Origin of the sequence: Streptomyces ficellus, assembly GCF_009739905.1 — a bacterium.
Taxonomy (GTDB): Bacteria; Actinomycetota; Actinomycetes; order Streptomycetales; family Streptomycetaceae; genus Streptomyces; species Streptomyces ficellus_A.
In genome coordinates this window covers 3,027,837-3,042,734 of record NZ_CP034279.1, presented here as the reverse complement: position 1 = coordinate 3,042,734, position 14,898 = coordinate 3,027,837, and the positions used below count along the sequence as shown (strand labels likewise).

Here is a 14,898-nt window from a genome sequence, read left to right as displayed (position 1 = left end):
CCCGGGGACTGACGCCCCGGGCCCGCCGCCCTTGGTCAGATGGATACAGACGGATCGCTGACCACGGAGGTAGGCACACATGGCACCGAACGACAGCGCCGGGGGCCGCAGGACGGCCCGGTACGCGGTCCCGGTCGCGGTGGCGGGGGTGGCGGCGGCGACGATCGGGCTCGTCCCGGCGCTCGCGGCCAGTGGGGACCCCGAGCTGCCCGGGATCACGGCACAGCAGCTGGTGGAGAAGATCGCCGCGTCGGACGTGCAGCGGCTGTCCGGCACGGTGAAGGTGACGACGGACCTGGGACTCCCGTCGCTCGGCGGGCTCGGCGGCGACCTCGGCGCGGGCGCCGGAGGCGGCGAGGGGCTCGGGAAGCTGATGGAGTTCGCCTCCGGTACGCACACCCTGCGCGTCGCGGCGGACGGCCCGGACAAGCAGCGGCTGAGCGTCGTGGGCTCCGCCGCCGACGAGTACACCATGGTGCGCGACGGGGACGACGTGTGGGCGTACGACGGTGCGTCCAAGGAGGCCGTCCACTCGACCGGGCACGGCTCGTCCGAGGCCCCGGGGGCGTCGGAGGCGCCCGGGCCGGGGATGCCCGCCACGCCCAAGGACCTCGTGGACGAGGCGCTGAAGGCCGTCGACCCCACGACGTCGGTGACGGTCGAGGGTACGGCGCGGGTCGCCGGGCGGGACGCGTACCAGCTGGTCATCAAGCCGAAGCAGAGCGGCTCGACGATCGGTTCGATCAAGGTCGCGGTGGACGCGGACAACGGCGTACCGCTGAAGTTCACGCTCACCCCGAGCAGCGGCGGCAAGGCCGCGATCGACGCGGGCTTCACCAAGGTGGACTTCGCCAAGCCCGACGCGTCGACCTTCGACTTCACCCCGCCCAAGGGCACCAAGGTGACGGAGGAGCCGGCAGGCGGGGCGGAGCACGAGGCACCCGGCAAGCCCTCGAAGCCCTTCGGCAAGCCCGGGGAGGCCGGGAAGCCTGGGGAGGCCCCCGAGCAGTTCCTCGGCGAGGAGGGCGTGAACGTCATCGGCGAGGGCTGGACGTCCATCGCCCAGCTCAGCGGCCCGGCCGGCGGCGTCCCGTCGGAGGTCCCGGAGGACGCCCCCGCCGAGGCCCAGCAGTTCCTCGACGCGCTCGGCGACAAGGTGACCGGGAAGTTCGGCTCCGGCACGGTCTTCAAGACGCGCCTGGTCAACGCCCTGATGACCGACGACGGCAAGGTCTACGTGGGTGCGGTGACCCCCGAGGCCCTGGTCGGCGCGGCGAACGCCGCGAAGTAGCGGACCGCGCGGGTTCCCCGGGTTGGCTGGTGCCCCGCCGGGAGAGGGTGACTCTCCGGGCGGGGCACCCGTCTGTGTCGCGGCCCTCGCGGGCGCGGTGGGTCAGAACGTCAGGCGGAAGGCGTTGACGTACCCGGTGTCCTGGGCCGCCACGTCCTGGACGCGCAGCTTCCACGCCCCGTTCGCCGCCTCGCTCGACGCGTTGACCGTGTAGGTGGTCTGCACGTTGTCGGCCGAGTCGTTGCCGCTGGAGTTCTTCAGGCGGTACGCCGTCCCGTCGGGCGCGACCAGGTCGACGACCAGGTCGCCGCGCCAGGTGTGGACGATGTCGACGCCCACCTTGAGCGTCGCGGGGGCGTTGCCGCTACGGCCGGAGACGGTGACCGTGGACGTCACGGCCGCGCCGTTGTCGGGGATGGCGACGTCGGCGGTGTTCTCGTACGTGTCGCCCGTCGGCGGCTCCGTCGTACCCGCCGACAGCGTCCAGACGGCGTGCGCGACCGCGTCGCTGTTCCGGTCGAGCGCGGTGTCGTTGATGTTCGACGTGTTGTCGCACGAGGAGTGGTAGCAGCGGTCGAAGGCCTGGCCGGCCGTGCCGCCCCACTTCTGCGCCTGCGCGCTGGACTTCGCCCGGCTCGCGCCGGTGAACAGACCGCCGACCGGGATGCCGACGTTCTTGAACGAGGCGTGGTCGGAGCGGCCGTCGCCCTCCGTCTCGATCTCGGTCGCGACACCGAGGCCGGCGAAGTAGTCCTTGAAGGTCTTCTCGATCACCGGGTCGTCGTCGTAGACGAAGTAGCCGGGGTTCGGCGAGCCGATCATGTCGAAGTTGAGGTAGCCGGAGACCTTGGAACGCTCGGCGGACGGCAGGTTGTTGACGTAGTACTTGGATCCGACCAGCCCCAGCTCCTCCGCGCCCCACCACGCGAAGCGCAGGTGCTTGGCCGGCTTGAGCTGGGCGCGGGAGACGGCGAGCGCGGTCTCCAGGACGGCGGCGGAGCCGGAACCGTTGTCGTTGATGCCGGCGCCGGAGGAGACCGAGTCGAGGTGGGCGCCGGCCATGAGCACCTGGTTGGCGTCGCCGCCGGGCCAGTCGGCGATCAGGTTGTAGCCGGTGGCGCCGCTGGTCGTGAACTGCTGCACGGTGGTGGTGAACCCGGCCGCGTCCAGCTTGGCCTTCACGTAGTCGATCGACGCCTTGTAGCCGGGGCGGCCGTGGGCCCGGTTGCCGCCGTTGGCGCCGGCTATGGACTGGAACTGGGTCAGGTGCGCCTTGACGTTGGCGATCGGGATGTCGGGTGCGGCCGCGGCTGCGGCGGGTGCGGCTGCCGTGGCCGTGGCTGTGGTTGCCGCGGTGGCGGCCGGGGCGGCGGTGGCCAGCAGCCCGGCGAGGACGAGGGCGGCGATCGCGGCCGTCCGTCTGGGTATGTGGTGGTGCGCGGAGACGTTCATGTGGGGGCTCCGGATTCCGTACGGGGATGGGAACGGAACGTGCGAGACGCCCCGGTCGGCGATGACGCGGGGCGTTGGAGCTGGTGGCGCTGGTGGAGCTGACGGCGCTTTTTGGTGCGGTGTGCGTTGCGATGTGCGTGCTGAATGTTCAGCGAGAGTTTGACTCAACGTCAAGGGCGTAATCCGGTCACGGGCGTTCGGATATCGGACCACTTCATGCAGATGCGGTCACGGAATGGACAACGCCACATGGTCTTTCGGGCGCGGAGCGCCCTCCCCGGACCGGGGCGCGCCATGCTGGCCCAAGCGGCGTCGTGTGCGCCGAGCGCCCGGAGGAGGTGAGTGATCGTGCACTTCGAACCGTCCCACATGATCGAGGGGCTGATCGGGCTCTTCGCCCCCGTCGCGGTGGTCTTCGCCCTGGTGATGCTGTGCCTGTGCGCCGCGGTGGTCGGCGCCCTCCACGCGTGGCGGCGGAGGAGCGGGGCGCACCACGAGCGGGCCGGCGCGCAGGAGGACGTGGGCCTGCGCGGTTTCCGCTGGGCGGAGGGCGACGAGCCGTAGGCCCCGCCGGTCTGACGGCGGGGCCTGCGACGGTGCGCCTGTGAAGGTGAGCCTGTGACGGCGGGGCCTGCTCCGGTGGCGGGCGGCCGGGCTCGGGCCGTGGGCGGGCGACGGGCCGCCGGGCCTACTGGACGCAGAACTCGTTGCCCTCCGGGTCCGTCAGCACCGCCCACTCCCCGCCCGGTTCGCTGACGCGGCGCACCACGGACGCGCCCAGCGCCTCCAGCCGGGCCACCTCCGCGTCGCGCCGGTCGGGCCCGGCGTGCAGGTCGAGGTGGAGCCGGTTCTTCACGGTCTTCGCCTCCGGCACGCGCTGGAACAGCAGCCGCCGGCCCTGCCCGATGCCGGTCTCCTCCTGATACGGGTCGTCCGGATGCCGGACGGCGATCAGATCGCGCCACGCGCGTCGGCCGTGCGCTTCGACGGTCTCCGTCTCCTTCACGTACCCCTGGCCGAGCAGCCGGTCGATGAGGGCGCTGTTGTCCTCGACGACGTACCCCAGGGCCTCGGCCCAGAAGTCGGCCTGGGCGTGCGGGTCGGAGGAGTCGATTACGAGCTTCCAGTGGAGCGGTGTCATGTAACCAGTTATATTGGTTACGTGAGTGAGTCCGCAATAGGTCTGCGCCTGCACACGCCGGAGGGTCGCGCGTTTCTCTTCGACCCGGGGGCGCTGTGCCTGGAACTGCTGCCCACGGGCGGCCCCGGCCCGCTCGCCCGGTACGAGGTCCTGGACACCCCGGCCGGGCTCCTCGACTGGGTGGCGGCCAGCCGGCTGGCCCCGCCCGGCCTGCGGCTGCCGCCCGTCGAGGAGCGGCACCTCGCGGCGGTGAGGGAGCTGCGCGACGCGCTGCACGGGCTGGGCGTCGCCCGGGCGTACGGCCGGCCCCCCGCGGCCGCCGACCTCGCCGTGCTGAACGCGGCGGCGGCCCGGCCCCCGCTGACCGTGCGGCTGACGGACGAAGGGCGGCGCGCGTGGGCTCCCGGCGCGAGTGTGGCCGGGCTGTTGTCGACGATCGCCCGTGACGCGATCGACCTGTTCACCGGCCCGTACGCGACCGCGGGCCGGATCCGCGAGTGCGGTGCCCACGACTGCTACCTGCTCTTCGTCGACACCTCCCGCCCCGGGCGCCGCCGCTGGTGCGCGATGGAACGGTGCGGGAACCGGAACAAGGTGCGGGCCCACCGCTCCCGCGCCCAGGCGGAAGGAGAAGCGTGATGCCCACAGGACTGACCCGTGACGCGGGCTGGCAGATCGGTGTGTCCAAGACCCTGGCGCTGCCCGTCGGCGCGCTCTGGGACTTCCTCGCGAGCCCCGAGGGCGTCGCGATCTGGCTCGGCGCCACCGAAGGCGGCCTGCCCACGGAGAAGGGCACGGCGTACGAGACGGCCGACGGCACCGTCGGCGAGGTGCGCAGCTACCGGCCGGGCGACCGGGTACGGCTCACCCACGGCACGACGACCGTCCAGGTCGCCGTCTCCGCGAACGGCCCCGGCCGGACCGTCCTCACCTTCCACCAGGAGCACCTCGCGAGCGCCGAGGAGCGCGAGCGGCGCCGGGCGCACTGGCAGGGCGTCATGCGCCGGGTGGAGGAGGCCCTGGGGGCCTGAGGCCCAGCCGTTGACCGGTTCGCCGTCCGGACGGCCGCCGGTGACCTACGGGCGCGCCGGCCGGGACGTGCCGCTCGTACCGGCGACGGCCGCTTCCGCCGCCGTACCGGTCGTACCGCTCGCGGCCGCTTCCACGCCGGCCGCCTCGGCACCGGCCGCTTCGGCCGCCACCAGCCGCAGGGCCGCGGCCTCGGCCCGGGTGCGGCGTGCCGAGCGCAGGGCGTCCCAGGTCAGGATCGTCAGGGCCAGCCAGACGAGCGAGAAGCCCGCCCACCGCTCGGGCGGCATGGCCTCGTGGAAGTAGACGACGCCGAGCCCGAACTGGAACACCGGCGCCAGGTACTGCAACAGCCCCAGCATGGACAGCGGCACCCGGATCGCCGCCGCGCCGAAGCAGACCAGCGGCACGGCGGTGACCACACCCGTCGCGGCGAGCAGCGCCGCGTGCCCCGCGCCCTCGGTGCCGAAGTGGCCCGTGCCCTGCGAACCCAGCCACAACAGGTACGCCAGCGCGGGCAGGAACTGCACGGCCGTCTCCGCGGCCAGCGACTCCAGCCCGCCGATGTTGACCTTCTTCTTCACCAGGCCGTAGACCGCGAACGAGAAGGCGAGTATCAGCGAGATCCACGGCGGCCGCCCGTACCCCACGGCGAGGACCACCACCGCGGCGAAGCCGGTGCCGACCGCGGCCCACTGCGCCGGACGCAGCCGCTCCTTCAGCAGCAGCACGCCCATGGCGATGGTGACCAGCGGGTTGATGAAGTAGCCGAGGGAGGCCTCCACGACCTGCCCCGCGTTCACGGCCCAGATGTAGAGGCCCCAGTTGACGGTGATCACGGTGGCGGCGATCGCGATCAGCCCGAGCTTGCGCGGCTGCTTCAGCAGCTCGCGTATCCAGCCCCAGCGGCGCAGCGCGAGGAGCGCGATCCCGACGAGCGCCAGGGACCAGACCATGCGGTGCGCCAGGATCTCGACGGCCCCGGCCGGTTTCAGCAGCGGCCAGAAGAGCGGCACGAGCCCCCACATGCCGTAGGCGGCCACACCGTAGAGGAATCCAGCCCGCTGTTCGCCGCCGCTCTGCGCCACCACTGGCCGCCCGTCCTTCCGCACTGCCCTGTCCTGCCCGGTCCTGCCCAGGTCCTGCTCCATGCCCTGCCGACGAAGGTAACGCCGGGCGAGGGTCGATGTCATGCCCGTTTCGCCATACGGTCATGACACCTGCGTCACAGCGATCGACCGTCGCGCCACGCGCACGACGGCGCCACGCGCACGACGAAGCCCGGGTCCCCTCGGAGGGAACCCGGGCTTTTCGCGGGCGTGCCGGCGCGGTCGACGGCGGCCCCGGCCGTCAGCCGACGACCGTCCAGGTGTCGTTGCCCGCGAGCAGCGCGGAAAGGTCGCCCTTGCCGTTCTGCTCGACGGCCGTGTCGAGCTGGTCGGCCATCAGCGTGTCGTAGACGGGGCGCTGGACGGACCGGAACACCCCGATGGGCGTGTGGTGCAGGGTGTCGGGGTCCGCGAGCCGGGACAGCGCGAAGGCGGTGGTGGGGCTGGCGCTGTGCGCGTCGTGGACCAGGACCTGGCTCTCGGTCTCCGGCGTCACCGCGACCACCTTCAGGTCACCGGTGACCGGGTCCCGGACCACGCCCTTGGCGCCGTCCGGGCCGAACCGGATCGGCTGCCCGTGCTCCAGGCGGATCACCGCCTCCTCCGCCTGCTCCTTGTCCTTCAGGACGTCGAAGGCGCCGTCGTTGAAGATGTTGCAGTTCTGGTAGATCTCCACCAGCGCCGTGCCGGGGTGAGCCGCCGCCTGCCGCAGGACCTCGGTGAGGTGCTTGCGGTCGGAGTCGACGGTCCGCGCCACGAACGACGCCTCCGCGCCGATGGCCAGGGACACCGGGTTGAACGGCGCGTCGAGCGAACCCATGGGTGTCGACTTGGTGACCTTGCCGACCTCCGAGGTCGGCGAGTACTGCCCCTTGGTCAGGCCGTAGATCCGGTTGTTGAACAGCAGGATCTTGAGGTTGACGTTGCGCCGCAGGGCGTGGATCAGATGGTTGCCGCCGATGGACAGCGCGTCCCCGTCGCCGGTGACGACCCAGACCGACAGGTCGGTGCGGGAGGAGGCCAGGCCGGTCGCGATCGCGGGCGCGCGGCCGTGGATCGAGTGCATCCCGTAGGTGTTCATGTAGTACGGGAAGCGCGAGGAGCAGCCGATGCCCGAGACGAAGACGATGTTCTCCTTCGCCAGGCCGAGGTCGGGCATGAAGCCCTGCACGGCGGCGAGGATCGCGTAGTCACCGCAACCGGGGCACCAGCGCACTTCCTGATCGGACTTGAAGTCCTTCATGGACTGCTTGGCCTCGGCCTTGGGCACCAGCTTCAGCGCCTCAGTCATGGATGGCCTCCTTGAGAACCGTGGCGAGCTGCTCCGCCTTGAACGGCATGCCGTTCACCTGGTTGTAGCTCTGGGCGTCGACCAGATATTTCGCCCTGATCAGGGTGGCGAGCTGGCCCAGGTTCATCTCCGGCACGACGACCTTGTCGTACCGCTTCAGCACGTCGGCGAGGTTCTTCGGGAAGGGGTTGAGGTGGCGCAGGTGGGCCTGGGCGATGGGCTCGCCGGCCGCCCGGAGCCTGCGCACCGCGGCCGTGATCGGCCCGTACGTCGAGCCCCAGCCCAGCACCAGCGTGCGCGCCGCACCGGCCGGGTCGTCGACCTCCAGGTCGGGGACGTCGATCCCGTCGATCTTGGCCTGCCGGGTGCGGACCATGAAGTCGTGGTTGGCCGGGTCGTAGGAGATGTTGCCCGTGCCGTCCTGCTTCTCGATGCCGCCGATGCGGTGCTCCAGCCCCGGCGTACCGGGCAGGGCCCACGGCCGCGCCAGGGTCAGCGGGTCCCGCTTGTACGGCCAGAAGACCTCGGTGCCGTCGTCCAGGGTGTGGTTGGGGCCGGTGGCGAACCGGACACCGAGGTCGGGCAGCTCCTCCAGGTCCGGGACGCGCCACGGCTCGGAACCGTTGGCCAGGTAGCCGTCGGAGAGCAGGAAGACCGGCGTGCGGTAGGCGAGCGCGATGCGCGCCGCCTCCAGCGTCGCGTCGAAGCAGTCCGCCGGTGTCCTCGGCGCCACGACCGGCACCGGTGCCTCGCCGTTGCGCCCGTACATCGCCTGGAGCAGGTCGGCCTGTTCGGTCTTGGTCGGCAGACCGGTCGACGGGCCACCGCGCTGGATGTCGACGATCAGCAGCGGCAGCTCCAGCGAGACCGCGAGACCGATCGTCTCGGACTTCAGCGCCACGCCCGGGCCGGACGTGGTGGTGACCGCGAGCGACCCGCCGAACGCCGCGCCCAGGGCCGCGCCGATGCCGGCGATCTCGTCCTCGGCCTGGAACGTCCGCACACCGAAGTTCTTGTGCCGGGACAGCTCGTGCAGGATGTCCGACGCGGGCGTGATCGGGTACGAGCCCAGGTACAGCGGCAGGTCCGCCTGCCGGGACGCGGCGATCAGGCCGTAGGCCAGGGCCAGGTTCCCGGAGATGTTGCGGTACGTACCGGCCGGGAACGCCTTGGTGGCGGGGGCGACCTGGTAGGAGACCGCGAAGTCCTCGGTGGTCTCGCCGAAGTTCCAGCCCGCGCGGAACGCGGCCACGTTCGCCTCGGCGATCTCCGGCTTCTTCGCGAACTTCCGCCGCAGGAACTTCTCCGTGCCCTCGGTCGGCCGGTGGTACATCCAGCTCAGCAACCCGAGCGCGAACATGTTCTTGGAACGCTCGGCCTCCTTGCGGGACAGGCCGAAGTCCTTCAGGGCCTCGATCGTCAGCGTCGTCAGCGGCACGGGGTGGACGCGGTACCCGTCGAGCGAGCCGTCATCCAGGGGCGACGTCTCGTACCCCACCTTCGCCATCGCCCGCTTGGCGAACTCGTCCGTGTTGACGATGATCTCGCTGCCGCGCGGCACGTCGCCGATGTTCGCCTTCAGCGCCGCCGGGTTCATCGCGACCAGCACGTTCGGCGCGTCGCCCGGCGTGAGGATGTCGTGGTCGGCGAAATGCAGCTGGAACGACGACACACCCGGCAGGGTCCCGGCAGGCGCCCGGATCTCGGCCGGGAAGTTCGGCAGCGTCGACAGGTCGTTCCCGAACGACGCCGTCTCCGACGTGAAACGGTCACCCGTGAGCTGCATACCGTCGCCGGAGTCACCCGCGAACCGGATGATCACCCGGTCCACACGTCGTACTTCCTTCTCCGCGCCGTGCTGCGCGGGGCCGCCGCGCTGCTCCCCGACGACGGCCTCGCCGGCGCTCTGGATCCCCTCGGACCCGTCGGCCTGATCGGCTGGGCTACTGACCTGGCTGGTCACTGAACTGGACCTCCCTCGAGACAAGGGGCCTCCCCGCCGTCGACGGGGGAACGCTCGGGAGACAGCCGGCCCACCGGCCGTCCCAAGGCCCACCCTACGTCCGTAAGGGTCGCCTTCCCTGGACCGCTCACATGATGGACGTCGCTCGGAGACGTCCTTACGCCCTGGATCATCATGCTTTGTCTCCCCCCGCGCCGTTCGGTAACGACGCTCCCGACTCGTCCTTCGGTTCCGGTCCGTCCGGCAGGTGTCGCGACCGGCCGGGCCGGTGCGGCGGGCGCCGCACCTCAGCCCTTCAGGTAGGTCAGCACGGCGAGCACCCGGCGGTGGTCCCCGTCGCTGGGGGACAGCCCGAGCTTCAGGAAAATGCTGCTCACGTGCTTCTCCACCGCCCCCTCGCTCACCCTCAGCTCGCGCGCGATCGCCGAGTTCGTCCGGCCCTCGGCCATCAGCCCGAGGACCTCGCGCTCGCGCGGCGTCAGCGCCGCCAGTACGTCCTGCTTGCGGCTGCGGCCCAGCAGCTGGGCCACCACCTCCGGGTCCAGCGCCGTACCGCCCCGCGCGACCCGCACCACCGCGTCCACGAACTCGCGGACCTCGGCGACCCGGTCCTTCAGCAGATAGCCCACCCCTCGGCTGCTGCCCGCCAGCAGCTCGGTGGCGTACCGCTCCTCCACGTACTGCGACAGCACCAGCACGCCGATGCCCGGGTGCTCCTTGCGGAGCCGGACCGCCGCCCGCACCCCCTCGTCGGTGTGGGTCGGCGGCATCCGCACGTCGGCGACGACCACGTCCGGCAGAGCGCCCTCGTCCGCCAGCTCGCCCACCGTCTTCACCAGCGCGTCGCCGTCGCCGACCCCGGCGACCACCTCGTGCCCCCGGTCGGTCAGCAGCCGGGTCAGGCCCTCCCGAAGCAGTACGGAATCCTCGGCGATGACCACGCGCACCCTGTCCTCCACCACAAGCCGCTTCCCCCATGAGTCGATGTGCACCACGCGATTCCCGCGTCTGCGACCCAGCATCCCAGCACCCGGATCCCGGCGGGTCGGCCTGTGGACAACTCGTCGGCCGCCTGCCACCGGGCCGGGCCGGAGGAGGGAGAACACCAGGGGAGGGTGAACGGGACGGGAAGCACGAGGGGAGGCGGGTCGGGGATGCGCGCGACCGCGGGGGGCCGAAGGTGTCAGCCCCGCCAGGGCAGCTCGGCGACGACCGTCGTCGGACCGCCGGCCGGTGACTGCACCGCCAGGATGCCGTCCACCGCGTCCAGCCGCTCCGTCAGCCCCGCGAGGCCCCTGCCCCCGGTCACGTCCGCGCCGCCACAGCCGTCGTCCGTCACCTGAAGCATCAGCCTGTCGTCCACTCGCCATACGTCGACCGTCGCACGGCTCGCTCGTGAGTGCTTCGAGACGTTCTGGAGCAGCTCCGAGACGGTGAAGTAGGCGATGCCCTCGATCGCCGGGGCCGGCCGGGTCGGCAGGTCCACCTCCACCGTGACCGGCACGGTGCACCGCGAGGCGACGGCGGACAGGGCGGCGTCCAGACCGCGGTCGGTCAGCACGGCCGGGTGGATGCCGCGGGCCAGGTCGCGCAGCTCCGCCAGGGCGAGCTTCACCTCGCCGTGGGCCTCGTCGACCATCGCCGACGCCGCCTCCGGGTCCTCCAGCAGCTTCTCCTTGGCCAGACCCAGGTCCATCGCCAGGGCGACCAGGCGGGCCTGGGCGCCGTCGTGCAGGTCGCGCTCGATCCGGCGCAGGTCGGCGGCGGCGGTGTCGACGACCACACCCCGGTCCGACTCCAGCTCCGAGACACGGGTGGCGAGCCGGGACGGGCTCAGCAGCCCCACCACCAGCAGCCGGTCGACCCCCGCCAGGGCCCGGATCACCCACGGCGTGACGAGCACGAAGAACAGGCCGGTCAGGCTGGTGACGGCCACCTCCACCGGGGAGTCCAGGTAGAACTCGTGCGTGCCGTCCCCGTAGAGCTGGATGCCGTCCACCCCCGCGTACGCCGGGAAGACCCACCGCCACAGCGGATACGTCAGCAGCCCCCAGCCGTAGGTGAAGAAGGCCAGCGAGACGCTGAAGGCGAATATGGCCCACGGCATGTGCAGCACCGAGTAGAGGAAGTGCCGCCAGGACTCGCCGCTCTTGAGGACACCGCCGACCCAGCCCATCAGCCCGCCGCCGGGCCGGCCGCGCACCGGGGCCGGCTCGGCTATCTCCACCCCCAGCAGACCGCGCGCCCGCGCCCGCTCCACCGTGCCGAACGCGCGGCACATGACGAGGGCGGCGGCGAGCAGCGGAACGCCCAGGAAGGTCACCACCAGGCCGGCGCCGAGCGACACCATCGTGATGGACAGGGCGAAGTAGAGGACGCTCAGCGGCAGGCCGAGCAGCAGGTGGCCGAACTCGCGCCACGTGCGGGCCTCCACGGGCGCCCGCAGCACAGCGGGGAGGCGGTGGTGCCGGGTCTCCGGTCCATGAGCCAGGGCCATCGGGTCGTCCGTCCGTTTCTCGTCGTCCTGTCGCGTACCTCAAGACTCCCGGCCCGGACGGACCCGCACCATGGGGCTCGTATCCGTCTTCGACCGGGGGTTATCCCCCCTGTGGGGCGAGGCGGGACACCTCCCGGCGGCGCCAGGGCAGCTCCGCGGTGACCGTCGTCGGACCGCCGGCCGGGGACTCCAGGGCGAACAGGCCGTCCACCGCCCCCAGCCGCTCCGCCAGCCCCGCCATCCCGCTGCCCCCGTCGAGCCGGGCACCCCCGCACCCGTCGTCGGACACCTGGATCAGCACCCGGTCGCCCGCCCGCCAGACGTCCACCACGGCCGTGCGGGCCCGCGAGTGCTTCGAGACGTTCTGGAGCAGCTCCGAGACGGTGAAGTAGGCGATGCCCTCGATCGCCTCCGCCGGGCGCTCCGGCAGGTCGACCGTCACCGTGACCGGCACGGTGCAGCGGGAGGCGACGGCGGACAGGGCGGCGTCCAGACCGCGGTCGGTGAGCACCGCGGGGTGGATGCCGCGGGCCAGGTCGCGCAGCTCCGCCAGGGCGAGCTTCACCTCGCCGTGGGCCTCGTCGACCATGGCGGCGGCCGCCTCCGGGTCCTCCAGCAGCTTCTCCTTGGCCAGACCCAGGCCCATGGCCAGGGCGACCAGGCGGGCCTGGGCGCCGTCGTGCAGGTCGCGCTCGATCCGGCGCAGGTCGGCGGCGGCGGTGTCGACGACCACGCCCCGGTCCGACTCCAGCTCCGCGATCCGCCGCTCCAGCTCGTCGGACGGTGACAACAGCCCCCGCACCAGCGCCCGGTCCACGTTCGACAGTCCCCGGGCGATGAAGGGGAGCACCGGCCACAGGACGACCAGGCCCACCAGGGTCACGGCGAACGTCAGCACGCCCCAGGGCAGCCGTATGAACTCGTACAGCACGCACCGCCACGCCACCGGATCCTTCAGGGCCGTCCACAGCCACGGGAAGAAGCCGGCGCCCCGCCGGCGGGGCAGCGGGCTGGGCTCGTCGATACGTATGCCGAGCAGCGCCCTCGCCCTCGCCCGCTCCGCCCGGCCCAGCCACCGCGCCCCCGCCAGGCCGGCGGCGAGCAGCGGAAGACCGACGACGGTCACCGACAGCCCCACACCCAGGGACACCGTGAGCACCACGTAGACAAAGCCGATGAGGGCGACCGGCAGATCGGTCAGAAGGTGGGTGACTTCCTTCCAGAGGTGCCGGTCGAAGCGCATGCGTGCGGTCATGCGGACCAGCCTGCCGGGCCCGGCCCGCCCGTGCCATGGGGTTCGTGGGGGGAAGCGAAGTAGGGGTAGCCCCACCTGAAGTGCGGCACGGCTGATTACCGGCGCTTTGCCAGGGCCTAGACTCCCGTGCGTACAGATCGCATAAGCATCGCCGCGAGGGCAGGGAGCGAGGGACACGGACGTGCCGGAGCCGACCGTACGGACCGCAACGACCGTACTCTCCGCCGACTATTTCCAGAGCTACTCGGTCGTCGGCCTGCTCGCCGTCGTCGGCGTGCTGTTCGTCGCGGTCGCCTTCGCGGCCGGACGGCTGCTGCGGCCCGTCGTGCCGACGCCGGAGAAGCTGCTGACCTACGAGTGCGGCGTCGACCCGGTGGGCGAGGGCTGGGCCCACACCCAGGTCCGCTACTACGTCTACGCTTTTCTGTACGTCATTTTCGCGGTGGACTCGATCTTCCTCTTCCCGTGGGCGACCGTCTTCGCCGCACCCGGCTACGGCGCCACGACGCTGGTCGAGATGTTCATCTTCCTCGGCTTCCTGGCCGTTGGACTGCTCTACGCGTACAAGAAGGGCGTCCTGACATGGACGTGACCCCTGTCGATCTTCCCGAGCCGAAGCGGCTCGGAGCCCTCGCCCGGCTCGCTCCCGAGCCGATGAAGGTGGTCCTCAACTGGGGCCGCCGCTACAGCCTGTGGGTCTTCAACTTCGGGCTCGCCTGCTGCGCGATCGAGTTCATCGCGGCGTCGATGGCGCGGCACGACTTCATCCGGCTCGGCGTGATCCCCTTCGCGCCGGGGCCGCGCCAGGCCGACCTCATGGTCGTGTCCGGCACGGTCACGGACAAGATGGCGCCCGCGGTCAAGCGGCTGTACGAGCAGATGCCCGAGCCCAAGTACGTCATCTCCTTCGGCGCCTGCTCCAACTGCGGCGGCCCGTACTGGGACTCGTACTCCGTCACCAAGGGCGTCGACCAGATCATCCCGGTCGACGTGTACGTACCCGGCTGTCCGCCGCGACCGGAAGCGCTGCTCCAGGGCATCCTCAAGCTCCAGGAGAAGATCGCCCGCGAGTCGCTCAGCGAGCGGTACGGCCACGGGCGCTCCTCGTCGGCCGCCCAGCTGCGCAGCGGCCTGGTGCCCCCTCCGGGAGGTACGGCGTGACCGCGTACGACCGCCTTCCCGACGCCGTCACCGAGCTCTTCGGCGACGAGGCGACGGCCGAGCGGACCTACGACCTGCTGACGGTCGACGTCCCCGCCGGCGCCTGGACCGCCGCCCTGGAGACCGCCCGGGACGAGCTGGGCTGCACCTATTTCGACTGGCTCAGCGCCGTCGACGAGCCCGCCACGGGCTTCCGCGTCTGCGCGCACGTCGCCGCCCTGGAGAGCGGCCGGGTGCGGCGGCTCCTGCTGCGCACGACCGTCCCGCACGACGCCCCCGCCCTGCCGAGCGCCGTCGGCGTCTACGCCGGAGCCGCCTGGCACGAGCGCGAGACGTACGAGATGTTCGGCGTGACGTTCACCGGCCACCCGCACCTGGTGCCGCTGCTGCTGCCGGAGGGCTTCGAGGGCCATCCGCTGCGGAAGGACTTCGTGCTGGCCGCCCGCGTGGCCAAGGCGTGGCCGGGCGCCAAGGAGCCGGGGGAGCCGGCGGCGGGCGCGGCGCACGGCGGCCCCAAGCGGCGCCAGATGCTGCCGCCCGGCGTTCCGGACCCGAACGAATGGGGTCCCCTCAAGGGCCAGCTCCCACCCGCCCCCGCCCGCCCGGCCCGCGCGGCGCGCCCCGCCGGTGACCGCCCGGTCCGCCGCACGCGCACGGCCGGCGAGGGCTCGGCGAGCCAGGCGGCGCCCACCGGCGAGGCACCGGCGGA

At 72.1% G+C, this 14,898-nt stretch carries 14 protein-coding genes and 1 pseudogene; 7 read left to right on the top strand and 8 right to left on the bottom strand.

Features of this window, described 5'->3' with window-relative positions; genetic code table 11:
• The first annotated feature begins 79 nt into the window (after window positions 1-79).
• Window positions 80-1,291, top strand: coding sequence for a LolA family protein (locus tag EIZ62_RS13245; RefSeq protein WP_156692890.1), 1,212 nt, complete (start codon window positions 80-82; stop codon window positions 1,289-1,291).
• A 102-nt stretch (window positions 1,292-1,393) separates the two neighbouring features.
• Here EIZ62_RS13245 and EIZ62_RS13240 read toward each other — a convergent pair whose 3' ends face one another.
• Window positions 1,394-2,743: a M28 family metallopeptidase gene (locus EIZ62_RS13240; protein WP_156692889.1), complete on the bottom strand. Its 1,350-nt coding sequence runs from the start codon at window positions 2,741-2,743 to the stop codon at window positions 1,394-1,396.
• A gap of 348 nt (window positions 2,744-3,091) precedes the next feature.
• On the opposite strand from EIZ62_RS13240, the gene EIZ62_RS13235 reads away from it, so the two are divergent.
• Window positions 3,092-3,307: a hypothetical protein gene (locus EIZ62_RS13235; protein WP_156692888.1), complete on the top strand. Its 216-nt coding sequence runs from the start codon at window positions 3,092-3,094 to the stop codon at window positions 3,305-3,307.
• Window positions 3,308-3,431: 124 nt separating this feature from the next.
• Here the strand turns inward: EIZ62_RS13235 and EIZ62_RS13230 are convergent, their stop codons facing one another.
• The gene (locus tag EIZ62_RS13230; RefSeq protein ID WP_156692887.1) at window positions 3,432-3,884 is read right to left on the bottom strand and encodes a VOC family protein; all 453 of its coding nucleotides are present in this window, start codon (window positions 3,882-3,884) and stop codon (window positions 3,432-3,434) included.
• Between the two features lie 21 nt (window positions 3,885-3,905).
• Between EIZ62_RS13230 and EIZ62_RS13225 the strand changes: the two genes are divergently transcribed.
• Both EIZ62_RS13225 and EIZ62_RS13220 read left to right on the top strand, forming a co-directional pair.
• Window positions 3,906-4,523 (top strand): CGNR zinc finger domain-containing protein, encoded by a 618-nt coding sequence (locus EIZ62_RS13225; RefSeq protein WP_156692886.1) that lies wholly within the window; start codon window positions 3,906-3,908, stop codon window positions 4,521-4,523.
• Complete coding sequence (locus tag EIZ62_RS13220) at window positions 4,523-4,915, top strand: SRPBCC family protein (protein WP_156692885.1); 393 nt, start codon at window positions 4,523-4,525, stop codon at window positions 4,913-4,915. The genes EIZ62_RS13225 and EIZ62_RS13220 overlap by 1 nt, the downstream gene beginning before the upstream one ends.
• 45 nt (window positions 4,916-4,960) lie before the next feature.
• Here EIZ62_RS13220 and rarD read toward each other — a convergent pair whose 3' ends face one another.
• The 6 genes from rarD to EIZ62_RS13190 form a co-directional block, all read right to left on the bottom strand.
• Complete coding sequence (gene rarD / locus EIZ62_RS13215) at window positions 4,961-5,941, bottom strand: EamA family transporter RarD (protein ID WP_244376201.1); 981 nt, start codon at window positions 5,939-5,941, stop codon at window positions 4,961-4,963.
• Window positions 5,942-6,263: 322 nt separating this feature from the next.
• Entirely contained in the window at window positions 6,264-7,313 is a 1,050-nt protein-coding gene (locus EIZ62_RS13210; RefSeq protein WP_156692883.1) for a 2-oxoacid:ferredoxin oxidoreductase subunit beta, read from the bottom strand.
• Window positions 7,306-9,276, bottom strand: a complete 1,971-nt coding sequence (locus EIZ62_RS13205; protein ID WP_156692882.1) for a 2-oxoacid:acceptor oxidoreductase subunit alpha — start codon at window positions 9,274-9,276, stop codon at window positions 7,306-7,308. Before EIZ62_RS13205 ends, EIZ62_RS13210 begins: the two co-directional genes overlap by 8 nt.
• 287 nt (window positions 9,277-9,563) lie before the next feature.
• Window positions 9,564-10,223, bottom strand: coding sequence for a response regulator transcription factor (locus EIZ62_RS13200; protein WP_280117739.1), 660 nt, complete (start codon window positions 10,221-10,223; stop codon window positions 9,564-9,566).
• A 236-nt stretch (window positions 10,224-10,459) separates the two neighbouring features.
• Window positions 10,460-11,773, bottom strand: coding sequence for a sensor histidine kinase (locus EIZ62_RS13195; protein WP_156692881.1), 1,314 nt, complete (start codon window positions 11,771-11,773; stop codon window positions 10,460-10,462).
• Between the two features lie 100 nt (window positions 11,774-11,873).
• Complete coding sequence (locus EIZ62_RS13190; protein ID WP_156692880.1) at window positions 11,874-13,028, bottom strand: sensor histidine kinase; 1,155 nt, start codon at window positions 13,026-13,028, stop codon at window positions 11,874-11,876.
• Window positions 13,029-13,209: 181 nt separating this feature from the next.
• Here EIZ62_RS13190 and EIZ62_RS13185 point away from each other — a divergent pair, with 181 nt between their 5' ends.
• From EIZ62_RS13185 to EIZ62_RS32925, 3 genes and pseudogenes are all read left to right on the top strand, one after another.
• Window positions 13,210-13,620 (top strand): NADH-quinone oxidoreductase subunit A, encoded by a 411-nt coding sequence (locus EIZ62_RS13185; protein WP_156692879.1) that lies wholly within the window; start codon window positions 13,210-13,212, stop codon window positions 13,618-13,620.
• Window positions 13,611-14,189 carry an NADH-quinone oxidoreductase subunit B gene (locus EIZ62_RS13180; RefSeq protein WP_156692878.1) on the top strand — a complete coding sequence of 193 codons (579 nt, stop codon included), beginning with the start codon at window positions 13,611-13,613 and terminating at the stop codon, window positions 14,187-14,189. The genes EIZ62_RS13185 and EIZ62_RS13180 overlap by 10 nt, the downstream gene beginning before the upstream one ends.
• Window positions 14,186-14,575 (top strand): annotated as a pseudogene (locus tag EIZ62_RS32925) (NADH-quinone oxidoreductase subunit C); the annotation flags it as partial. The gene EIZ62_RS13180 and the pseudogene EIZ62_RS32925, both read left to right, overlap by 4 nt.
• Window positions 14,576-14,898 lie beyond the last annotated feature (323 nt).